Here is a 20,230-nt window from a genome sequence, read left to right as displayed (position 1 = left end):
CCTGCCCGCGTGCCTGGACTGATGCCCGACCCGATGCCCGACGCCCCCGCCCTGCCGGAAGGCCCGCCCGCGACCTCGTTGCGGCGGGCTTTGCGGATTCTTTCCGATCCCTGGACCATGCTGATCCTGAAGGAGGCCTTCAACGGCACCCGCCGCTTCAGCGCCTTCCAGCGGGCGCTGAACATCCCCAAGCAGACCCTGTCGCTCAGGCTCACCGCGCTGTGTCATGAGCAGATGCTCTACCGCCGCTTCCCAGCGCCGCAATCGGGCGGCACGCAGGCCGCGCCCGAATACGCGCCCACCGCCAAGACCTTCGATCTGGCCGATGCCATGTATGCGATCTGGCTCTGGCACCGGGCCAATCCGGGGGTCGAGGAGGTGCTGCCCTTCGACATCATCCACAAGAGCTGCGGCCACCTGCTGGAGGCCGATTACTGCTGCACCGCCTGCGGCGGCCCCGCCCATTCCACCAGCGTCACCATCCAGCGCAGCCAGCCCGAGCAGGTCGAGACCGAGCCCCGCCCCCGCCTGGCGCGCCGCAACGACGCCAGTTTCACCGCCACCTCCTCGCAATCGGGGGGGATGGTGGCGGCCTCGCTGGTCGGCGACCTGCCCTGCAACGAGATCCTGTTCCTGCTGTTCCAGGGCCCGCGCCATCCGCTTGCCATCACCCAGGAGCTGGCGCTGGGCGCGCCGGTGGTGCGCGACCGGCTGGACAAGCTGAAGGCGCTGAACCTCGTGCGCGAAGAGGTGCAGGGCCGGCGGCTGGTCTATCACCTGCTGCCCCGGGCCGAGGGGTTCTTTCCCCTGCTGCTGGCGATTGCCGATTGGGGCGACCGCTGGTGCAACGATGGCCAGCCCCCTCCCGATCCCCGGATCCATGCCTGCGGCGCGATCCTGCGCGGCCGCTACCGCTGTCGGCATTGCGCGGAATGGGTCAGCCGCGACCAGCTGGAGCTGCGCTTCCATGGCTGAGGCCCGGGGGCGCTTGTGTTCCGATTGACGGAACATTATTCTGAAAAGTCGTGAAGCCCGGAGATCCCATGCAGCATGACGCCGAGCAGACGACCGAGGGCGACAGCCCCCTCGACGAAGGCAGCGACCCGAAATTCGTCACCGCCCTGGCGCGGGGCCTGTCGCTGCTGCGCGCCTTCCGCCCGAACGAGGTGCATCTGTCCAACAACACCCTGGCGCAGCGGGCGGGCCTGCCCAAGGCGACGGTCACCCGGCTGACCTATACGCTGTGCAAGCTGGGCTATCTGGTGCAAGCCGAACCCAGCGGCGAATACCGGCTGGGTCCGGGGGTGCTGACCCTGGGCTATGGCGTCCTCTCGGGGATGGAACTGAAGGAACGCGCGGCACTGGAACTGGCCGAGGTCTGCAAGGGCGAGAACGTGAACGTCGCCGCCGCGCTGGGCGAGCGGTATGGCCAGTCGGTGGTCTATCTGGCCACCCATCGCTTCCCGAATTCGGTGTCGATGGTCTTTCACCTTGGCGCGCAGGTGCCGCTTTTCCATTCCTCGATCGGCCGGGCGATCCTGATGGGCCTGCCCGGGGACGAGCAGCTTTCGCTTCTGGACGAGGCGCAGCGGACCACCGACAGCGCCGAGGATCGCACCCGGCTGGCCCAGGGCCTGACCCGCGCCCGCGAGGATTTCGCGCGCTGGGGCTTTTGCACCTCGTTCGGGGAATGGCGCAAGGAAATCAACGGTGTGGCCGCGCCGGTCCGGCCGGTGCAGGGCCGCTCGCTCTATGCGATCAACGTCGGCGGCTTCGGCTTCCTCAACCCGCCCGAGGATCTGCTGACCCAGTACGCCCCCCGCCTGCTGCGCGCGGCCCGGGCCCTGTCCTTGAGGCCCGAGACGGATGAGTGAGACCAAGGCCCTGCCCGTCGCCCGCGGCGGTTTCCTCGCCTCGCTGGGGATCGAGCGGGTGCATTTCGCCGAGGGCATCGCGCGTTTCGCGCTGGATGCCGAGGCGCAGCACATGAACCGGCTGGGCATCCCGCATGGCGGTGTCTATGCGACACTGCTGGACAGCGCCCTGGGCGCGGCGGGCTGCTGGGCGGGCAGTCCCGACACCTTCCGCCCGGCGGTCACGCTGACGCTGACGGTCAATTTCGTCGGCCAGCCGAAGGGGCGGCGGCTGATCGCCGAGGGGCGGCGGGTGGGCGGCGGACGCTCGATCTATTTCGCCGAGGGCGAGGTCCGCGACGAGACCGGCGCGTTGGTGGCGCAGGCCACCGGCTCGTTCAAGGTGGTGACGGCGCGCTAACCGGCCAGCGCCGCCACCAGCTCCGCCTTGCGGATCTTTCCGGCTGCGGTCATCGGCATCGCCTCGACCACCACCAGATGCTGCGGCCGCTTGTAGGCGGCAAGGCGGGCGGTGAGCCAGTCACTGACCGACGCCGCCCCGGTCCCCGGCGCGAGGGTGACGAAGGCCAGCACCTCCTCATTGTCACCCACGGGACGGCCAGTCACAGCCGCCTGCAGCACGCCCGGGCAGGCCAGCAGCACCGCTTCAACCTCGACCGGGTAGACGTTGAACCCGGACCGGATAATCAGCTCCTTCGCCCGTCCGACCAGATGCAGCGCGCCGTCTTCCTCCTGCCGCACCAGATCGCCGGTGCGCAGAAAGCCGTCGTCGGTCATCGCCTCGGCCGTCAGGTCGGGCGCGCGGTAATAGCCCCGCATCACCCCCGGCCCCCGGACCAGCAACTCGCCCACCCCCGTGGCATCGGCACGATCCAGCCGCACCTCCAGCCCCGCAAAGGGATGACCGACCGAGCCATCCGCCCGCCGCGGCCCCTGCGTGGTCGAGGCGATGCCGGGCCCGGCCTCGGTCATGCCATAGCCGTTGTGCAGCGGCAGGCCGAAGACCGCCTCGACCCGGGCCTTCAGCGCCGGATCGAGCGGCGCACCGCCGCAGCCCAGCTGCCGCAGTCGGGGCGCCACGGGCTTGCTGCCGGCAAGCTGGGCCAGCAGCTGGCGGTAGACCTGCGGCACGACCGAAAGCACGCTCGCCCCCTGCGCCAGCCCCTCCAGCAGCCCCTCGACGCTGAACCGCGCCATCAGCCGGACCGAGGCGCCCGCCTGCAACCCGGCCAGAAGCCCGGTGGCCAGCGCCATGATATGGGTGGCGGGGATCGCCAGCAGCAGCTGGTCCCCGGGGCCGAGGCCGCGCATCTCGGCGGCGATTTTCGCGTTCCAGATCAGGGCGTTATGGCTCAGCATCACGCCTTTGGGCTGGCCCGTGGTCCCCGAGGTATAGACCAGCGCCGCGACCTGTTCGGCCGGGCTGTCGGCGACCGGTTCGGGCCGCGACGGGGCGAGGCTGGCGGCAAGTCCCAGCGCCCCCAGCCGCCCGCCGATTTGCGCGCCGCTTTCCCCGGCATGGGCCCGGGCGGCGGGCGAGGTTGTGGTGTAGAGCGTCACGCGCGGCGCGGCATGCGCCTGCAGCGCCGCCAGTTCCGGTCCGGTCAGCCGCGCATTGACCGGGACGAACCAGGCGCGCAGCCGGGCCGTGGCCAGGGCGATGATGGCCACGGCGGCGCTGTTTTCGGCCACCAGCATCACCCGCTCGCCCGGCCCGACCCCCAGCACCCGCAACGCCGCCGCAGCCTCCGCCACCGTATCGCGCAGCGCGCCATAGCTCAGAATCTGTCCGTCGGCTTCGATCAGGGCCGGATCCGTCGCCGGATGCATACCGATCAGCTCATCCAGCCAAGCCACCATCATCGCCCTCCCCTCATGCTGGCCGCGAGACTAGGCGAGCCGGGCGGCCGGGGTCAAGCGTTCGGAATGGCGTACCGACAGTCGAAACAATGCGGCCCTGTAACGGTCCCGATCCGGCAGGCCCCCCGCGTCGCGCCGAGGTCCGGCCGCGTCCTCTCAGACGATCACCCCGGGGCAAAAGGAAAAGGGCGGCCCGAAAGCCGCCCCGTCCCGTATCCTGCGGTTGGCCGCAGATTACATCATGCCGCCCATGCCGCCCATGTCGGGCATCGCCGGGGCCGAACCCTTGGGCTCGGGCTTTTCGGCGATCATCGCCTCGGTGGTGATGAGGAGGCCAGCGATCGAGGCCGCGTCTTCCAGAGCGGTCCGGGTCACCTTGGCCGGGTCGATCACGCCGAACTTGAACATGTCGCCATATTCTTCGGTCTGGGCGTTGAAGCCGAAGTTCACGTCCGAGGATTCGCGCACCTTGCCGGCCACCACGGCGCCGTCGACGCCCGCGTTGTCGGCGATCTGGCGCAGCGGGGCTTCCAGGGCGCGGCGCACGATGGCGATACCCGCGTTCTGGTCGCTGTTCTGACCGGTCATGCCTTCGAGCGACTTGCCGGCCTGAACCAGCGCCACGCCGCCGCCGACGATCACGCCTTCCTGCACGGCCGCACGGGTCGCGTTCAGGGCGTCGTCCACGCGGTCCTTGCGCTCTTTCACTTCGATCTCGGTCATGCCGCCGACGCGGATCACGGCAACGCCACCGGCCAGCTTGGCCAGACGCTCTTGCAGTTTCTCACGGTCGTAGTCCGAGGTGGTTTCCTCGATCTGCTGACGGATCTGGGTCACGCGGGCCTCGATCTCGGCCTTCTCACCGGCGCCATCGACGATGGTGGTGTTGTCCTTGTTGATCGAGATCTTCTTGGCAACGCCGAGCATGTCGATGCCGACATTCTCCAGCTTCATGCCCAGATCTTCCGAGATCACCTGGCCGCCGGTCAGGATGGCGATATCCTGCAGCATGGCCTTGCGGCGATCGCCGAAGCCCGGCGCCTTGACGGCGGCGATCTTCAGGCCGCCACGCAGCTTGTTGACCACGAGGGTGGCCAGCGCTTCGCCTTCGACGTCCTCGGCGATGATGAGGAGCGGCTTTTGCGACTGGATGACGGCCTCGAGCAGGGGCACCATCGGCTGCAGCGACGAGAGTTTCTTCTCGTGCAGCAGGATGTAGCATTCTTCCAGATCGGCGATCATCTTGTCGGGGTTGGTGACGAAATAGGGGCTCAGGTAGCCGCGGTCGAACTGCATGCCCTCGACCACTTCGACTTCCGTCTCCATGCCCTTGTTCTCTTCGACGGTGATGACACCCTCGTTGCCGACCTTCTGCATCGCGTCAGCGATGAAGCGGCCGATCTGGGCCTCACCGTTGGCCGAGATGGTGCCGACCTGCGCGACTTCGTCCGAGTCGGCGACCGGGCGGGCGGCGGCCTTGATGGTCTCCACGACGCGGGCGGTAGCCAGATCGATGCCGCGCTTCAGGTCCATCGGGTTCATGCCGGCGGCGACGGCTTTCATGCCTTCGCGGACGATGGCCTGAGCCAGAACCGTGGCGGTGGTGGTGCCGTCACCGGCTTCGTCGTTGGTGCGGGAAGCGACTTCCTTCACCATCTGCGCGCCCATGTTCTCGAACTTGTCCGAGAGTTCGATTTCCTTGGCGACGGTGACGCCGTCCTTGGTGATGCGCGGGGCGCCGAACGACTTGTCGATGACGACGTTACGGCCTTTGGGGCCCAGCGTGGTCTTGACGGCATCGGCGAGGATGTTCACGCCGCGCAGGATCCGGTCGCGGGCATCGGTCGAGAATTTGACTTCTTTGGCAGCCATGGTGGGTGCTCCTTAAGAATTTCGTGGAAAGAAGGGGGACAGGCTCAGGCGAGAATGCCGAGGATGTCGCTCTCCTTCATGATCAGCAGCTCTTCGCCGTCGATCGAGACCTCGGTGCCCGACCATTTGCCGAACAGGATGCGGTCGCCGGCCTTGACCGACATCGGGATCAGCTCGCCGGAATCCTTGCGCGCGCCTTCGCCGACCGCAACGATCTCGCCCTCGGCGGGCTTTTCCTTCGCGGAATCGGGGATGATCAGACCGCCCTTGGTCTTCTCGTCGCTGGCAACGCGGCGGACCGTGACACGGTCATGGAGGGGTTTGAAAGCCATCTGTGAACACTCCCTAGGGTTCAGTGCGAATGGGTCTTAGCACTCACTCGGGGCGAGTGCTAACGACGCCCTAGGTAGGCAGTGCTTTTCTGCCTGTCAACACTTGAAACCGAGGAATTTTTCACAGTCGGGGCTCAGCCCCGAAGATGCCGCGATGCAGCGTGAAACGCCGCCCAGGCGCCGGGGCACAGCGCCTCGATCTCGGCCTCGGTCAGCGGCGCGCCGCCCGGGGCGACGGCGCGCATCCCGGCCCGGTCCGCCATCAGCAGCGCCACCGGCTCCTTGCGGCCCCAGCCCAGCAGCCGGGTCTTCAGCCCGTCGACGCCGACCGAGGCCCGGCTCAGCGCCGCCACCATCGTGCCTCTGGCCTCGACCGGGCTTTCCATCACCACGCGGCTCATCGCAGCCTCCAGACGAAGCGCGCCAGCACCGGCAGCAGACGCGCGGGGATGACCGAGAGGGCGATCTCGCCCTCGCCTTCCAGCGCCTGCCTATCAAAAAGCGGCACCAGACGAAACCCGCGCCAGGGCAGCGCGATCAGGATGCCGCTGGCCCGGCCCCAGAACTCGCCGGTCAGCGCCGGATCGCCGAGGCCGATCCGCGCCTCGCCCCTGAGCCGGTCGATGCGCAGGCAGCCCAGCGCCTCAATCCCGGCCCGGGCGCCCGCGCGCAGCATCCTGGCCGAGGGACGGCGCTTTTTCTTTGCCGGTCTGGCCGGTTCGGGCTTCGGCCTCGGCGGCTTGCGCGCCCGCGTGCTGTCGACCAGCGCCACGGGCAGCAGGCCGCCCAGAAGGCCCAGCTCCACGCGCAGCCGGGCCGGATCGCTGGAGGCCTCGGCCCGCAACCGCAGCGGGGCCAGCAGCAGCACCGCCAGCCCGGCCAGCGCCCACAGCATCATGCCTCGGGCTTGCCCTTCGCCTTCATCACCTTGGCAACCGTCGAGCCCAGGGCCTCGGCCATCGTCGCCATGTCGCCGCGCACCGGCTCGACCCGGGCGCCGCCCGCGTCGATGATGATGGCGCCGACCGGGCGGATGCCGCCGCCCGCCGCCGTGCCCATGCCGTTGCCAGTCTGGCCCGCGACCCCGCCGGTGCCGCCGCCCGCGCCGAAGCCGAAGCCGTAGCTGACGATGGGAATCACCGTCGCGCCGTCGCGGTCGATGGGATCGCCCAGCACGTTCTTGGCGTTGAGCAGTTTTTCCAGCTCGTCCACCGTGCCCTTGAGCAGTTTCACCACGTCGTCCATGCGCCTCTCCTGTGCTGACGGGTCATTCTGGCGCATCCCGCGCGGCGCCGCCATGACCTGTGTCACTTGCGGGCACCGACGCGCGGCGCTACGCCGTTGCCATGTCCTTCGTCATCTCCCCCCTGCCGCTGCGTCGCGGCATTCTGGCGCTTTGCGCCCTGCCCGCCGCGGCCGAGGCGCGGGCGGCCGTTCTGGATTTCGCCCCGGCGCTGATCCTGTCGCTGACGCCGGACGCCGAACTCTCGCGGCTCGGCGCTGCCGACCTGCCGGAATGGTGCGCCGCCGTGGGGATCCGCCGCCTTTCCTTTCCGGTCGAGGATTTCCAGACCCCTCCCGAGGGTGCCGATTGGGCAGCACTCAGCGCCCCCGCAACCGCGGTGCTGAGGGACGGCGGCCGGGTGCTGGTGCATTGCCGGGGCGGGTTGGGTCGGTCCGGGATGGTGGCGCTGCGGCTGATGGTCGAGGCAGGCGAGGCGCCGGACGCTGCCCTTCTGCGGCTGCGCGCGGCCCGTCCCGGCGCGGTCGAGACCGAGGCGCAGGAACGTTGGGCCGGGGCCTGACCCCATCGGGCTTGCCTGCCGGAAAGCGGACCCGGCCACCTGATCCCCTGAAATCTCTCAACCGGCGCCCCTGTCCCGGGCATGGGACAGCCTATCCCGGCAGCGCCCCGTCCCAGTCGGCCAGCCCCTTCCGCCCCGCCTCGGTCAGGCCGTAAACCCCGGTCGAGACCCGGGCGAACCAGCCGTAATGATTGTCCGCCATGATCCGCGTCGCCCCCGGCACGCCGGTATCGCGCGCCACCGCCGCGCCCTTGGCCGCGCCATATTCCGCCAGATAGGCCGCACAGCGCAGCGCATCCTGCCGGTAGCCCGTGACCAGCCCGTGCCGCGTCGCGCCGCCCGCGTTCGGATCGCCCTGACGGCGGGTGAATTCCTTTTCTAGCCGCGCCCGCTTCACCTTGGATCCGCGCGGCGCATAGGGGCCGGGCTCGGCCAGAACCTCGACGAAACCGTCCCGCCCCCGCACCGTGATGAGCCCCATCCCCAGTCTGCGGCAGAGCGCGGTGTTCTCGGCCAGCATCCGTCGCGCCTGCCGCCCCTCGGGCCTGAGCACCGCCAGATAGACCTGCGGCGAGAGCGCGAGCCGGGCGATCCCCTGATGATAGAGCGTCAGCGAGAACTTGAGCTTCATCTCGACGATGACCGGATCCGGCCCGCCCATCGCCACCAGATCCGCCGCGCCGATCTCGCCCTTGACGGTCAGGCCCCGGCCCTCGAAATGCGCCTTCAGCGGCGGGTAGAGATCGGCTTCGCGCATCACGGACATGGCACCAGATAACCCGGGCCGGAACCGCAGGGAAAGCCCCGGCGTTGTGCCCTGATGCTGACCACGCTCATCGTCCTCGCCCTGGTTGCCGCGGCGCTCCTGATCGGGGCCGCCTGGGGGCTCTGGGCGCCTCTGCCCGAAAAGCTGGAAGGCTTCCTGATCGCGCTGGCGGGCGGGGCGCTGATCGTGTCGATCATGTCGGAACTGGTGGAACGCGCGGCGCCCGAGATCCCGTGGCTGCTGCTGGCGGGCAGCCTGATCGCCGGGGCCTGCGCCTTTGTCGCTCTGGACAAATTCGTCAAGCGCAAGCTCGGCGCGGAATCGGGCGGAGGGCTGCTGGTCTCGGTCACGCTGGACGGCATCCCCGAGAATCTGGCGCTGGGCGTGGCGCTGATCGGCGCCTCGGGGCTGGAGGTGGCGGCTCTGGCGGGCGCCATCTTCCTGTCGAACCTGCCCGAGGCCGCGGGCGGCGCCAAGGGCATGCTGGAGGACGGCTATCCGAAGGCCAAGGTCTTCGCCATCTGGGCGGCAACCGCGGGGCTGCTGGCCGGCGCCGCGCTTCTGGGCAACCTCGCGCTGGCGGGCGTGGCGGCGCCGGTCCTGGCCACGATCCGGGTCTTTGCCGCCGGGGTGGTGGCCGCCTCGCTGGCGATCGAGGTCTTCCCCAAGGCCTATGCCCAGGACCGCTACGCCACCGGCTTCGCGGTGGCGCTGGGTCTGGTGGCGGCGCAGGGGCTGGGGCAGCTGGCGGGCTGACCCTGCGACCGCGGCGGCTAGTGACAAGCCCTGCCCCCGCGCCTATAAAACGCGCGCCAAATCGCCCCAGCCTGCGCATTCACGGGAAATCCTCATGACGATCCAAGTTTTCGGCCACAAATCGCCCGACACCGACTCGACCGGCTCGCCCATCGCCTGGGCCTGGTATCTGACGCACAAGGGGACGCCCGCCAAACCCGTGCTGCTGGGCGAGCCGAACACCGAGGCCGCTTTCGTGCTGCGCCACTGGGGGCTGGAGAAGCCCGAGATCATCCGGGGCGTCGAGGCCGGGGCGCCGGTCGTCATCGTCGACACCAACAACCCGGCGGAACTGCCCGCCGACATCAACAAGGCCGATATCCGCGCCATCATCGACCACCACAAGCTGGTGGGCGGGCTGGAAACCAAGGGCCCGATCGACATCACCGTGCGGCCGCTGGCCTGCACGGCGACGATCATGGCCGACCTGATGGGCGACGATCTGGCGGCCGCGCCGCGCAGCGTGAAGGGCGCGATGCTGTCCTGCATCGTCTCGGACACGCTGGAATTCCGCTCGCCCACCACCACGCCGCATGACAAGGCCGTGGCCGAGGCGCTGGCCAGGGATCTGGGCGTCGACCTGCACGACCTGGCCGCGGCGATGTTCGAGGCGAAATCCGACGTCTCGGCCTTCTCGGACGCGGAACTCCTGCGGATGGATTCGAAGGAATACACCGTCGCCGGCAAGGAGCTGCGCGTCTCGGTGCTGGAGACCACCGCGCCGAAGGTGGTGCTGGACCGCAAGGCGAGCCTGATGGACTCGATGGTCGGCGTCGCGCAGGAAGACGGCGCCGATCAGGTGCTGCTGTTCGTGGTCGACATCCTCCGCGAGGAAGCGACGCTGCTGGTGCCCAACGCGCTGGTCAAGGAGATGGCCGAGAAGAGCTTCGGCGTCACCGTCAGCGGCGATACCGTGGTGCTGCCGGGCGTGATGAGCCGCAAGAAGCAGATCATTCCCGCGCTGACGCTGTGACGGGGCACGCGGGGGGCCAGCCCCCCGCACCCCCCGCCGGGAGGGTTTTGCACCCTCCCGGCCCCACCCGCAGGATATTTTCAGAACAAAGATGAAGGGGCGCGGGTTCGACCGGCGCCCTTTTTCCTTTGCCGCGCGCGGGTTGTTTGCCCGGAGGCCCGCGGGTAGGTTTCGGCGAAACAAGACTGCGGGGGCAAGGGCATGGCGGGCACGAACTGGCGGGCGGTGGTCCTGGCCTATGCCATCGGCGTGATCGGCGCGGTACAGGTGGGGCGGCTGGCGCCCGCCACCGAGGATCTGCGCGAGGGGCTGTCGATGAGCCTTGCGAGCCTGGGCTGGGCGATCTCGACCATCACCCTGCCCTCGGCGCTTCTGGGGGTGGCGGCGGGCATCTGGGTCGGACGGCGGGGGGCGCGGAGCGCGCTGTTGCTGGGGGCGGGGCTGCTGGCCCTGGCGGCGCTGGCGGCGAGTGCCGCGCCCAATGCGCTGCTGCTGACCTTGCTGCGCGGGATCGAGGGGATCGGCTATCTGGCCATCGTCGTCGCCGCGCCGACGCTGATGGCCGAAGAGGCGCGGGGCCGTGACCAGCAGGCGGCACTGGCGCTCTGGGGCACCTTCTTCACCTTCGGGCTGAGCCTGGCGGCGATGGCGGGCGGCACGCTCTCTGTCGCCTGGGGCTGGCGCGGCTGGTTTGTGGCCAATGCGCTGCTGGTGGCGGGCGCGGCGCTGATCGCCCTGCGCGCCCTGCCCCGCGCACCGGAGGGCGTGGCCGCCCCGCCCGGCCCTGCGCCGCAGCGCGGGCGGCTGGGGGCGGCGGCCTGGCTGCTGGGGGCGGCGTTTCTGGGCATGACGCTGGTCACGCTGGCCCTGATGAGCATGATGCCGAGTTTCCTGATCGAGATGCGCGGCTTCACCCAGGCCGAGGCCGGGCGGGCCACCGGGCTCGTGGCGCTGGCGGCGATTGCCGGGAGCCTGTCCTACGGGCTGATCGGCAGCCGGATCCGGCCGCGCCTGCTGATCGGGCTGGCGGGGGCGCCGCTGCTGCTCTGCGCCCTGCCCGCCTTCGATCCGCGGCTGGGGCTGGGGGCGGCGATGACCGCCGCGGTCATCGCGGTCTATGGCTCGGGGGTGCTGACCGGCTTCACCTTTGCCGCCGTGCCGCGGCTTGCCCCCTCACCGGCCGAGGTCGGGCCGACCAACGGGCTTATCGCCCAGCTGGGCAGCATCGGCGCCTTCCTCGGCCCGCCGCTGATCGGCGGGCTGGTCACGCGCTACGGATGGCAGGCGCTGTCGCTGGCCATCATCGGCTTCACGCTGAGTTTTCTGATCCTGGGCTGGGCGGCGCTAAGGGCCGCTCAGAGGTAGGAGCGCTCGTCCAGGGCCTTGGCGATCTCGGCCCGGACCAGCTTGCGGACCTGCTGGGTGATGCGCTCGCCCAGCTGGCCTTTCAGCTCTTCGCGGACGATCTGCGCGACGAGGAGGCGCAGGGTCTCCTCGTCGAGGAAGGCCTCGTCCTCGCCCGGCAGCGCCGCGTCGTCATTCGCCGCGGCGTGGAGGTAATCGGCGAGGTCCGCGGCCGGTTCGGCGGCGGGGGCGTCAGTCATGGCGGGGGCTTCCGGCGCCGGTTCCACCGAGGCGGGCGGGTCGGCGACAGCGACGGTGGCCGCGGCCGTCGCCGGTTCGGCCTGGGTCGCGACCTCGGCCTCCTTGCCACGATGGGCGAAGCTGAGGCGGCCGTAGAGTTCCGTCACGTTCGAGGCGCGCGGCGCCTCGCTGTCGGCGGCGTTGTCGCCTTCGAATTCACTGGTGGCAAAGGCGGCTTCCAGCTCGGCGATGGTCGCTTCGAGCTTGCCGAAATCGGGGGCCGGGATGGCGACCTGCGCCGCGTCCGCGTCTTGCTCGGCCTCGGCCTCGGGTGCCGCATTGACGCGCTGGGCCTCGGTCAGGATCAGCCGCCCGGCTTCCGCCCCGCGCCCGCCTTCCTGCGCAACCAGACGACGGATCGACGTGAGAACGTCCTCAATCTCGCGATTGGTCATTGCGTCCGACATGGATTGGCCTCTGCTCGTTTTGAAACGAGGATAGCGAAGGAAGGCCCTCGAAACAATGGCGGATCGGAGAGGACGCGCTCAGGGAGCGCTGTTGCGGTGGCGGCCCATGATCCGGTCCAGCGCCGCGCCCTGCGGCGAGGGCGTGCGGCCCTGCGTGGCATGGGGCAGCGTGGCCGAATAAGCCTCGACATCATAGGTCGGGATGCCGAGGTTCAGGGCCGAAACCGTCAGTTGACCCATCGACTCGAGCAGGCTGTAGGCCGCGAGCTGCACATTCGCCGCCGCCAGGATGCGCGAGGAACGGGCGTCCAGCAGCTCCTGCTCGGCGTCGAGCACATCGAGCGTGGTGCGCGAGCCCAGCTCCGCTTCCGCGCGCACCGCATCATAGGCCGATTGCGCGGCCGAGATCTGCAGATCCCCGGCGCTGAGCGTCGCACGGGCGATCTGCAGCTGCGCCCAGCTGGCGGCCACCGATTGCTGGACGATGGCCACGGTCTGATGTAGCGCCGAGCGGCGCGACTGGGCGCGGGCGATGCCCTGCCGTTCGACCGACCGCAGGCGGCCGGCGTTGAAGAGCGGCACCTGATAGGTGACCGAGGCGCTGACATCGCTGTCGCGGGTTTCCGGCAGCGGACGGGCGCGGGTGATATCGGCGCTGAGCCCGACCGAGCCCGTGACGGTGCCGCGACGCTCCAGCCCGGCGATCTCGGTCGAGATGTCGGCGGCGGCGACCTCGTGCTGGGCCTGGGTGATGGCCGGATGATTGCGCCGGGCGATGTCCTGCGCTTCCTCGAGCGACGAGGGCAGGCGCGGCAGCCGGGGCGGCGCCGCCAGTTCGGCGGGATATTGCCCGACGGCGAGGTTATATTGCTCACGCGAGATGGCGACATCGCCCTGCGCGGCGGCCAGCGCCGAACGCGAGGCGGCGAGGCGGGCCTCGGCCAGCGCGACATCGGTGCGGGTCGAATCGCCCAGTTCGAAACGCTCGCGCGCGGCGCGCAGCTGTTCGCTGATGACGCCCACGTTGTTGCGCTGCAATTGCAGGGTCTGCAGGTTGGTATAGAGCCCCATGTAGGACGAGACGGCGTTCAGCAGCACGTTCTGCTCGATCACCACCAGCGCCGAGCGGGTCGAGAGAACCATCTCATGGGTCATGTCGATGGCGCGGCGGTTGCGGCCGAAATCATAGACCGGGATGGAGGCGGTGATGCCGAAGCTCAGCCGGTAATCGGGCGTGCCCGAGGCGGTGCTGAGCGCGGTGGTCGCGAAACTCACCACCGGATAGAGCGCCGAGATCGCCTGCTGCACATCCTCGTCCGCGGCGCGCAACAGGGCACGGTTCTGTTCCAGCAGGTTCGAATTGCGATAGGCCGCAACCAGCGCATCCGCCAGCGAATCGGCCGACGCGGGGGCGGCCAGAGCCAGAGCCAGCGCGCTCGCACTCAGGGCAGCGCGTATCCGTATGCGAACGCTCATCGCGCCCTCCGTGCTTTGGGTCCGGCCCTCGCCCGCGCGGGCGTGTGCCTGTGTTAAAGGGCAAAGCCCCGTTCGGCGGCAAAGCCCTCGAGCACCGGCGCCGTCGCGTTGAACGCATCCCGCCAGCGGATTCCGTCGCCGTGACGCACGCCCAGACGAACCGTGCCGAGCGCGCCCTGCATGAAGATGGCGACGACGCGGCCGCCCTCCTTCACTTGCGATTCCAGAGCAGCCGGAAAAACCTCGATCCCGCCTTCGACGATGATCGCGTCATAGGGACCGTGTTCCGGGGCGCCCGCGGTGGGGGCGCCCGTCTCCAGCGCGACATTGGTCACGCCGATCGATTCGAGTGCGGCGCCAGCTTCGGCGGCAAGGCTCTCATCGGCCTCCACCGCGACGACGGCCTGCGCCATATGGGCGATGACGGCGCTGGAATAGCCGGTGGCCACGGCCAGGTCGAGCACCAGATCCGAGGGCTTGATATCCAGCGTATCCAGCATCTTGGCCAGCGTGCGCGGCTCCAGCAGCACACGCCCGCCCCCCAGCGCGACATTCTCGCCGATATAGGCGGCCTCGACCATCGGGCCGGGCACGAAACGTTCGCGAGGGATGGTCAGCATCGCCTGAATGATCGGCAGCTTGGTCACGTCCGAAGGGCGAACCTGAGTGTCGACCATCACGGTACGGCGGGCGGCGAAAGCGGACATGGCACGGGCTCCGTCTGGGTCTGTCAGCCCCTCTTGCCACAGGGGCCGCGCGCTTGGCAATGCCGCCCCCCGGGGCGGGATCAAGCACCCGGTGAACTGTGGCTTCGTGACACGCGCATGGGTCGGGCGCAAGCGGAATGTTCAGCCGTGACTGAACAAAGACACCCGCGCCCTGCCCCGCTCAGCCCGCTGCCGGAACGTCGAGGCCGCGCTGCACCGCCGGCCGGGCCAGGAAGCGCTCCATCCAGGCGGGGACGTTCTTCAGCCCATCGAAGCCGACCAGCGGCCCCGCCTCGTAGAACCCGGTCAGCGAGCGGACCCAGGGGGCGATGGCGATATCGGCCACGGAATACGCGCCGACGATCCAGTCGCGGCCTTCAAGCTGGCCGTCCAGCACCTTGAGCAGACGCTCGGATTCGGCGCGGTAGCGTTCGAAGGGGCGCTTGTCCTCGATCTCTTTCCCGGCGAATTTGTGGAAGAAGCCCAGCTGCCCGAACATCGGCCCGACGCCGCCCATCTGCCACATCAGCCATTGCACCGCCTGCCAGCGCAGCGCGGGATCCTCGGGCAGGAATTTCCCGGATTTCTCGGCCAGATAGAGCAGGATCGCCCCGGATTCGAACAGCGCGAGCGGCGCCCCCCCCGGCCCGTTCGGGTCCAGGATCGCCGGGATCTTGTTGTTGGGATTGAGCGACAGGAACTCGGGCGTGAGCTGATCGTTGTCGCCGAAATTGACGCGATGCCCCTCGTAGGGGATGCCGGTTTCTTCCAGCATGACGCCGACCTTGATCCCGTTGGGCGTCGGCAGCGAGTAAAGCTGCAACACATCGGGATTGGCGGCGGGCCAGCGGCGGGTGATCGGGTGATCGGTCAGGCGGGTCACGGTGGAACGGGTCATGGGAACTCCGGCTAAGGCGGCAAATGGGCCTTGGAATTGGCCTGCGCCGCGCGCATCATCGCCCGGGACGAGGTAAACAGCCGGTGAACCCGGTTCAAGCGTCACGCCGAAGAAACGCAGAGGGGACAATCTATGCTCAAGGAATTCAGGGACTTCATCGCCCGGGGCAATGTCATGGACATGGCCGTGGGTATCATCGTCGGGGCGGCTTTCACCGCCATCGTCAGCTCCATGGTCGCCGATCTTATCAACCCGATCATCGGACTCATCATCGGCGGCATCGACTTCAAGAACATGTATTGGGTGATGTCGGGCGACGTGCCCGCCAATGCGGGCCTCGATACCGCGCGCGAAGCGGGCGCGGCTGTCTTTGCCTATGGGTCCTTCATCACCGCGGTGATCAACTTCGTGATCATCGCCTGGGTCGTGTTCATGCTGGTCAAGGGCGTGAACAAGATCAAGGATTCGGCCATGCGCGCCGAAAAGGTCCAGGCCCCCGCCGCCGAGGAACCCGCCGCGCCCCCGCCCCCCTCGACCGAGTCGCTGCTGGCCGAGATCCGCGACCTGCTGAAGGACCGCACCGCCTGACGGATACCGCGGCCTGAGATCTTCCCCCGCCGGGTCCGCCCGGCGGGGGTTTTCCGTCAGTCCTTGCGCCGGACCTCGACCTGCGCGCCGACGCGGCGCATCTGATAGCGCCCCGCCTTTTCCACCAGATCGGACAATTTCCCGCAGCCAAAGGACCGGCTGTCGAAATCAGGATGCGTCGACTGGATGGTCTGGCCGATCAGCCCCAGCGGGAACCATTCGCCTTCCGGATCAAGGGCATGCATCGCGGCGTTGATCAGGACCACGGCGTCGCGCGGCGAGGCTTTCGAGGGCAGCGGCACCTGAGGCTCGGGTTCCTTGATCAGGTTTTCCACGAAGATGAAACGCTTGCAGGCCTTGCGGAAGGCCTCGGGCGTTTTCTGCTGGCCGATGCCGTAGACATCGAGCCCCTGTTCGCGGATGCGGCTGGCCAGCCGGGTGAAATCACTGTCCGACGAAACCAGCACGAAGCCGTCGAACCGGCCCGAATGCAGCAGGTCCATGGCGTCGATCACCAGGGCAATGTCAGACGAATTTTTCCCAACGGTATTCGCAGGTTGATGGTGCGGCACCAGCGCCAGCGCCGGCAGTTTCTCCTGCCAGCCGGACATCTGCTGGCGCGAGAAATCGCCGTAGATGCGGCGCACCGAGGCTTCGCCGAGGCTGGCAATCTCCTCGAAGATCGATTCCGCCCATTTTGGCGAGGAATTGTCGGCATCCACAAGGACAGCCAGGATCGGGGTTCCGTTTCGGGCCATGAAGGGCTCCTTTCGGGGACAGGATGGGCCGGGGCCGCCGGGGGCGCAAGGGCTCAGACGGCGGCCTTCTCGGCAAGGTCACGGGCGATGGCGAAGGCACCGCGCAGTCGGTCCTTCTCGCTGGTCCATTCCTGCGGCAGGACCAGCTTGTTGTCGCGAATTTTCGCGCCCGGATGGGTGTGAAGAAACTCAACCAAGCCCTTGGGATTGGGGAACTTGTCGAGGTGGAACTGAACCGTGGCGCCCTTCGGCCCCGCGTCCAGCCGGGCGATCTGCGCCTTCTTGCACAGCGCCTTGATCCGAACGACGGCCAGCAAGGTGTTGACCTCACGCGGCAGCTCGCCGAAGCGGTCGATGAGTTCGGCGGCGAAACCCTCGAACTCGACCTTCTTCTCCAGCGTTGCCAGCCGCCGGTAAAGCCCCAGCCGCACGTCCAGATCGGTGACATAGGTATCGGGGATCAGCACCGGCACGCCGAGGTTGATCTGCGGCGCCCAGGCGCCGTCGGTCAGGTCCTGCAACTCGCCCGAGCGCAGCCTGGTGATCGTCTCTTCCAGCATCTGCTGGTAAAGTTCGTAGCCTACCTCGTTGATATGGCCCGATTGTTCTTCGCCGAGGATATTGCCCGCGCCCCTCAGGTCCATGTCCTGCGAGGCGATGGTAAAGCCTGCGCCCAGGCTGTCGATGGAGCCCAGCACTTTCAACCGCCGCTCGGCCTGCGGGGTCAGCGGCGTGCGGGGTTTCGTCGTCAGGTAGCAATAGGCGCGGGTCTTGGACCGCCCCACGCGCCCCCGGATCTGATAGAGCTGCGACAGGCCGAACATATCGGCGCGGTGCACGATCATCGTGTTGGCGCGGGGAATATCCAGCCCGGATTCGACGATGGTCGTGGCCAGCAGCACGTCATATTTGCCGTCGTAGAAGGCGTTCATCCGCTCATCGAGTTCGCCCGCCGCCATCTGGCCATGGGCGACCAGGACCGAGACCTCGGGCACCTGGGTTTTCAGGAAATCCTCGATATCCGGCAGGTCCTTGATGCGCGGCACGACATAGAACGACTGCCCGCCCCGGAACCGTTCGCGCAGCAGCGCCTCGCGGATCGTGACCGTGTCGAATTCGCTGACATAGGTGCGGATCGCCAGCCGGTCGATCGGCGGGGTCGAGATCAGCGACAGGTCGCGCACCCCGGTCAGCGACAATTGCAGCGTGCGGGGGATCGGCGTCGCGGTGAGGGTCAGGACGTGAATGTCAGACCTCATCTCCTTGAGCCGTTCCTTGTGCGTGACGCCGAAATGCTGCTCCTCGTCGATGACCATCAGGCCGAGGTTGCGGAACTTGACCGCCTTGGCCAGCAGCGCATGGGTGCCGACCACAATATCGACGGTGCCGTCGGAAATCCCCGTCCGTGTGGCCGAGGCATCCTTGGCCGAAACGAAGCGGGACAATTGTCTGACAACAAGAGGAAAGCCGCGGAAGCGTTCGGAAAAGCTGTGGAAATGCTGGCGGGCCAGCAGCGTCGTCGGGCAGATGACCGCCACCTGCAAGCCCGACATGGCGGCGATGAAGGCGGCGCGCATCGCCACCTCGGTCTTGCCGAAACCCACGTCGCCGACCACCAGACGGTCCATCGGCCGGCCGCGGTCGAAATCCTCGATCACGTCCTCGATGGCCTTCAGCTGGTCCTCGGTCTCGGCATAGGGGAAGCGGGCGGCGAAGGCCTCCCACATGCCCTCGGGCGGGTTCAGCACCGGCGCCTTGCGCAGCTCGCGCTCGGCGGCGATGCGGATCAGCTTGTCGGCAACCTCGCGGATGCGCTGCTTGAGGCGGGCTTTCTTGGCCTGCCAGGCGCCGCCGCCCAGCTTGTCCAGAAGCCCTTCCTCGTGGCCATACCGGCTGAGAAGTTCAATGTTTTCAACGGGAAGATAGAGCTTGTCGCCGCCCGCGTATTCCAAGGCCAGACATTCATGCGGGGCCTTCATCGCGGTGATGGTTTCCAGCCCCAGATAGCGGCCGACCCCGTGCTCGACATGCACGACCAGGTCGCCGGGCGAAAGGCTCTGCGCCTCGGACAGGAAATTCTCGGCCTTGCGGCGCCTGGGGCCGCGCACCAGCCGCTCGCCCAGAACGTCCTGTTCCGAGATCACCACCAGATCCGGCGTCACGAACCCGGCCTCCAGCGGCCAGACGGCCAGCGAGACCTGACCCTTGGCACCGATCCCGCGGGCGTCGGCGATCAGCTTGGCGTCCTTCAGCTTGTGCTCGGCCAGAAGCCCCTGCAGCCGGTCGCGCGCCCCCTCGGACCAAGAGGCGATGACCACGGCGCGGGTCTCGCGCTCTTTCTGAACATGGTCGCGCAGGGCCTTGAAGATGTTGACGTTATCCTGCTGGCGCTCCAGCGAGAAATTGCGCCCGGCGCGGCCTTGCGCGTCCAGAACGCCGGGCCCCGGCGGCTGCGGCAGGGGCGAGAGCTGGATCACCCGCTGGCCGGCCAGCGCCGCGTCCCAGCCGGCATCGTCCAGATAGAGCGTGTCAGGTGCGGCGGGTTTGTAGACGGTATCGACCCGGGCCTTGTGGCTCAGCGCCTCCTGCCGGTTCTGGTATTGGTCGGCGATCGTCTCCCACCGGGCGGCACGAACGGCGGCCGACTGGTCGTCCAGCATGACGCTCGCGCCGGGCAGATAGTCGAAGATCGTCTCCAGCCGGGCATGGAAATAGCCCAGCCAATGCTCCATCCCCTGATGCTTGCGCCCGGCGCTGACCGCCTCGTAGAGCGGATCATCGGTCCCGGCCGCGCCGAATTCGACGCGATAGGTCTGCCGGAAGCGGGCGATGGAGGCCTCGTCCAGGATCACCTCGGAGGCGGGCGCCAGTTCCAGCCGGTCCAGCTTGCCGGTGGTGCGCTGGGTGCCGGGGTCGAAATGGCGCAGCCCGTCCAGCACATCGCCGAAGAGATCGAGCCGCACCGGCTCGGCATCGCCCGGCGGATAGATGTCGACGATCCCGCCCCGAACCGCGAAATCGCCGGGCTCGGTCACCGTCGGGCTGGGGGAATAACCCATCCGCGCCAGGTAGTTCCGCAGCGCGCCTTCATCGACGCGGCGCCCGACCTCGGCGATGAAGCTCGACGCCGCGACCGTCTCGCGCGCGGGGAGCTTCTGCATTGCCGCGCTCAGCGTCGTCAGCAGGACGAAGGGCCCCGGCACCCCCTGCGCAAGGCCGGCCAGCGTCGCCATCCGGCGGGCGACGATCTCGGGGTTCGGCGAGACGCGGTCATAGGGCAGGCAATCCCAGGCGGGCAGCGTCAGCACCACCAGATCGGGGGCGAAGAAGGCCAGCGCCCGGCGCATCGCCTCCAGCCGCTTGTCGTCGCGCGCGACATGGATCAGCGGCGCGCCGCGCCTGGCGACCTCGCGGCGCAGGAGGTCGGCGTCAAAGCCCTCGGGGGCACCGCCCAGCAGGATCCGCTCAGCCATCG

At 68.6% G+C, this 20,230-nt stretch carries 21 protein-coding genes; 8 read left to right on the top strand and 13 right to left on the bottom strand.

Annotated features, from left to right (window positions below; translation table 11 throughout):
* Positions 1-9: 9 nt before the first annotated feature.
* The 3 genes from DDE23_RS04695 to DDE23_RS04685 all read left to right on the top strand — a co-directional run bounded on the left by DDE23_RS04695 (position 10) and on the right by DDE23_RS04685 (position 2,274).
* Positions 10-975, top strand: coding sequence for a winged helix-turn-helix transcriptional regulator (locus DDE23_RS04695; RefSeq protein ID WP_157957971.1), 966 nt, complete (start codon positions 10-12; stop codon positions 973-975).
* 68 nt (positions 976-1,043) lie between these two features.
* On the top strand, positions 1,044-1,874 hold the full coding sequence (locus tag DDE23_RS04690) for an IclR family transcriptional regulator (RefSeq protein ID WP_107750741.1): 831 nt from the start codon (positions 1,044-1,046) through the stop codon (positions 1,872-1,874).
* Positions 1,867-2,274 (top strand): PaaI family thioesterase, encoded by a 408-nt coding sequence (locus DDE23_RS04685; protein ID WP_107750742.1) that lies wholly within the window; start codon positions 1,867-1,869, stop codon positions 2,272-2,274. Before DDE23_RS04690 ends, DDE23_RS04685 begins: the two co-directional genes overlap by 8 nt.
* Here DDE23_RS04685 and DDE23_RS04680 read toward each other — a convergent pair.
* The 6 genes from DDE23_RS04680 to DDE23_RS04655 all read right to left on the bottom strand — a co-directional run bounded on the left by DDE23_RS04680 (position 2,271) and on the right by DDE23_RS04655 (position 7,183).
* Entirely contained in the window at positions 2,271-3,737 is a 1,467-nt protein-coding gene (locus DDE23_RS04680) for a class I adenylate-forming enzyme family protein (RefSeq protein ID WP_202863211.1), read from the bottom strand. The two genes, DDE23_RS04685 and DDE23_RS04680, sit on opposite strands and share 4 nt — an antisense overlap.
* 231 nt (positions 3,738-3,968) lie before the next feature.
* Complete coding sequence (gene groL, locus DDE23_RS04675) at positions 3,969-5,606, bottom strand: chaperonin GroEL (protein ID WP_107750743.1); 1,638 nt, start codon at positions 5,604-5,606, stop codon at positions 3,969-3,971.
* Positions 5,607-5,650: 44 nt separating this feature from the next.
* Positions 5,651-5,938: a co-chaperone GroES gene (locus DDE23_RS04670; protein ID WP_107750744.1), complete on the bottom strand. Its 288-nt coding sequence runs from the start codon at positions 5,936-5,938 to the stop codon at positions 5,651-5,653.
* A gap of 134 nt (positions 5,939-6,072) precedes the next feature.
* Positions 6,073-6,339 carry a hypothetical protein gene (locus DDE23_RS04665; protein WP_107750745.1) on the bottom strand — a complete coding sequence of 89 codons (267 nt, stop codon included), beginning with the start codon at positions 6,337-6,339 and terminating at the stop codon, positions 6,073-6,075.
* On the bottom strand, positions 6,336-6,836 hold the full coding sequence (locus DDE23_RS04660) for a hypothetical protein (protein WP_107750746.1): 501 nt from the start codon (positions 6,834-6,836) through the stop codon (positions 6,336-6,338). The genes DDE23_RS04665 and DDE23_RS04660 overlap by 4 nt, the downstream gene beginning before the upstream one ends.
* Complete coding sequence (locus DDE23_RS04655; RefSeq protein ID WP_157957970.1) at positions 6,833-7,183, bottom strand: GerW family sporulation protein; 351 nt, start codon at positions 7,181-7,183, stop codon at positions 6,833-6,835. The genes DDE23_RS04660 and DDE23_RS04655 overlap by 4 nt, the downstream gene beginning before the upstream one ends.
* A gap of 101 nt (positions 7,184-7,284) precedes the next feature.
* Between DDE23_RS04655 and DDE23_RS04650 the strand changes: the two genes are divergently transcribed.
* Positions 7,285-7,743 carry a phosphatase domain-containing protein gene (locus DDE23_RS04650; protein WP_107750748.1) on the top strand — a complete coding sequence of 153 codons (459 nt, stop codon included), beginning with the start codon at positions 7,285-7,287 and terminating at the stop codon, positions 7,741-7,743.
* Between the two features lie 91 nt (positions 7,744-7,834).
* On the opposite strand, the gene DDE23_RS04645 is transcribed toward DDE23_RS04650, so the two are convergent.
* The gene (locus tag DDE23_RS04645) at positions 7,835-8,503 is read right to left on the bottom strand and encodes a DUF2161 domain-containing phosphodiesterase (RefSeq protein WP_107750867.1); all 669 of its coding nucleotides are present in this window, start codon (positions 8,501-8,503) and stop codon (positions 7,835-7,837) included.
* Between the two features lie 60 nt (positions 8,504-8,563).
* Here DDE23_RS04645 and DDE23_RS04640 point away from each other — a divergent pair, with 60 nt between their 5' ends.
* From DDE23_RS04640 to DDE23_RS04630, 3 genes are all read left to right on the top strand, one after another.
* Positions 8,564-9,265, top strand: coding sequence for a ZIP family metal transporter (locus tag DDE23_RS04640; protein WP_107750749.1), 702 nt, complete (start codon positions 8,564-8,566; stop codon positions 9,263-9,265).
* Positions 9,266-9,359: 94 nt separating this feature from the next.
* A complete protein-coding gene (locus DDE23_RS04635) occupies positions 9,360-10,277 on the top strand; it encodes a manganese-dependent inorganic pyrophosphatase (protein ID WP_107750750.1) in 918 nt (305 codons plus the stop codon).
* A 201-nt stretch (positions 10,278-10,478) separates the two neighbouring features.
* Entirely contained in the window at positions 10,479-11,642 is a 1,164-nt protein-coding gene (locus tag DDE23_RS04630; protein ID WP_107750751.1) for an MFS transporter, read from the top strand.
* Here the strand turns inward: DDE23_RS04630 and DDE23_RS04625 are convergent.
* The 4 genes from DDE23_RS04625 to DDE23_RS04610 form a co-directional block, all read right to left on the bottom strand.
* Positions 11,633-12,328 carry a hypothetical protein gene (locus tag DDE23_RS04625; RefSeq protein WP_107750752.1) on the bottom strand — a complete coding sequence of 232 codons (696 nt, stop codon included), beginning with the start codon at positions 12,326-12,328 and terminating at the stop codon, positions 11,633-11,635. The two genes, DDE23_RS04630 and DDE23_RS04625, sit on opposite strands and share 10 nt — an antisense overlap.
* A gap of 78 nt (positions 12,329-12,406) precedes the next feature.
* Entirely contained in the window at positions 12,407-13,804 is a 1,398-nt protein-coding gene (locus tag DDE23_RS04620) for a TolC family protein (protein WP_107750753.1), read from the bottom strand.
* Positions 13,805-13,857: 53 nt separating this feature from the next.
* A complete protein-coding gene (locus DDE23_RS04615) occupies positions 13,858-14,511 on the bottom strand; it encodes a protein-L-isoaspartate O-methyltransferase family protein (protein ID WP_107750754.1) in 654 nt (217 codons plus the stop codon).
* Positions 14,512-14,692: 181 nt separating this feature from the next.
* Positions 14,693-15,409, bottom strand: a complete 717-nt coding sequence (locus DDE23_RS04610; RefSeq protein WP_107750755.1) for a glutathione S-transferase N-terminal domain-containing protein — start codon at positions 15,407-15,409, stop codon at positions 14,693-14,695.
* Positions 15,410-15,541: 132 nt separating this feature from the next.
* Between DDE23_RS04610 and mscL the strand changes: the two genes are divergently transcribed.
* A complete protein-coding gene (gene mscL, locus DDE23_RS04605; RefSeq protein ID WP_107750756.1) occupies positions 15,542-15,997 on the top strand; it encodes a large conductance mechanosensitive channel protein MscL in 456 nt (151 codons plus the stop codon).
* A 56-nt stretch (positions 15,998-16,053) separates the two neighbouring features.
* Here mscL and DDE23_RS04600 read toward each other — a convergent pair whose 3' ends face one another.
* Complete coding sequence (locus tag DDE23_RS04600) at positions 16,054-16,755, bottom strand: NYN domain-containing protein (protein WP_107750757.1); 702 nt, start codon at positions 16,753-16,755, stop codon at positions 16,054-16,056.
* 53 nt (positions 16,756-16,808) lie between these two features.
* A complete protein-coding gene (mfd, locus tag DDE23_RS04595; RefSeq protein ID WP_107750758.1) occupies positions 16,809-20,228 on the bottom strand; it encodes a transcription-repair coupling factor in 3,420 nt (1,139 codons plus the stop codon).
* Between the last annotated feature and the right edge of the window lie 2 nt (positions 20,229-20,230).

The organism is Pararhodobacter aggregans (assembly GCF_003075525.1).
In the GTDB taxonomy this organism is placed as follows: Bacteria; Pseudomonadota; Alphaproteobacteria; order Rhodobacterales; family Rhodobacteraceae; genus Pararhodobacter; species Pararhodobacter aggregans.
The sequence above is the reverse complement of the archived record's forward strand: the minus strand, read 5'-3'. Positions and strand labels throughout refer to the sequence as shown.

Bases quoted from the DNA above. Each gene is read 5' to 3' on its own strand.
- DDE23_RS04690 (WP_107750741.1), top strand. From the start codon at position 1,044: ATGCAGCATGACGCCGAGCAGACGACCGAGGGCGACAGCCCCCTCGAC.
- DDE23_RS04685 (WP_107750742.1), top strand. From the start codon at position 1,867: ATGAGTGAGACCAAGGCCCTGCCCGTCGCCCGCGGCGGTTTCCTCGCC.
- DDE23_RS04680 (WP_202863211.1), bottom strand. From the start codon at position 3,737: ATGATGGTGGCTTGGCTGGATGAGCTGATCGGTATGCATCCGGCGACG.
- groL (WP_107750743.1), bottom strand. From the start codon at position 5,606: ATGGCTGCCAAAGAAGTCAAATTCTCGACCGATGCCCGCGACCGGATC.
- DDE23_RS04670 (WP_107750744.1), bottom strand. From the start codon at position 5,938: ATGGCTTTCAAACCCCTCCATGACCGTGTCACGGTCCGCCGCGTTGCC.
- DDE23_RS04665 (WP_107750745.1), bottom strand. From the start codon at position 6,339: ATGAGCCGCGTGGTGATGGAAAGCCCGGTCGAGGCCAGAGGCACGATG.
- DDE23_RS04660 (WP_107750746.1), bottom strand. From the start codon at position 6,836: ATGATGCTGTGGGCGCTGGCCGGGCTGGCGGTGCTGCTGCTGGCCCCG.
- DDE23_RS04655 (WP_157957970.1), bottom strand. From the start codon at position 7,183: ATGGACGACGTGGTGAAACTGCTCAAGGGCACGGTGGACGAGCTGGAA.
- DDE23_RS04650 (WP_107750748.1), top strand. From the start codon at position 7,285: ATGTCCTTCGTCATCTCCCCCCTGCCGCTGCGTCGCGGCATTCTGGCG.
- DDE23_RS04640 (WP_107750749.1), top strand. From the start codon at position 8,564: ATGCTGACCACGCTCATCGTCCTCGCCCTGGTTGCCGCGGCGCTCCTG.
- DDE23_RS04635 (WP_107750750.1), top strand. From the start codon at position 9,360: ATGACGATCCAAGTTTTCGGCCACAAATCGCCCGACACCGACTCGACC.
- DDE23_RS04630 (WP_107750751.1), top strand. From the start codon at position 10,479: ATGGCGGGCACGAACTGGCGGGCGGTGGTCCTGGCCTATGCCATCGGC.
- DDE23_RS04625 (WP_107750752.1), bottom strand. From the start codon at position 12,328: ATGTCGGACGCAATGACCAATCGCGAGATTGAGGACGTTCTCACGTCG.
- DDE23_RS04620 (WP_107750753.1), bottom strand. From the start codon at position 13,804: ATGAGCGTTCGCATACGGATACGCGCTGCCCTGAGTGCGAGCGCGCTG.
- DDE23_RS04615 (WP_107750754.1), bottom strand. From the start codon at position 14,511: ATGTCCGCTTTCGCCGCCCGCCGTACCGTGATGGTCGACACTCAGGTT.
- DDE23_RS04610 (WP_107750755.1), bottom strand. From the start codon at position 15,409: ATGACCCGTTCCACCGTGACCCGCCTGACCGATCACCCGATCACCCGC.
- mscL (WP_107750756.1), top strand. From the start codon at position 15,542: ATGCTCAAGGAATTCAGGGACTTCATCGCCCGGGGCAATGTCATGGAC.
- DDE23_RS04600 (WP_107750757.1), bottom strand. From the start codon at position 16,755: ATGGCCCGAAACGGAACCCCGATCCTGGCTGTCCTTGTGGATGCCGAC.
- mfd (WP_107750758.1), bottom strand. From the start codon at position 20,228: ATGGCTGAGCGGATCCTGCTGGGCGGTGCCCCCGAGGGCTTTGACGCC.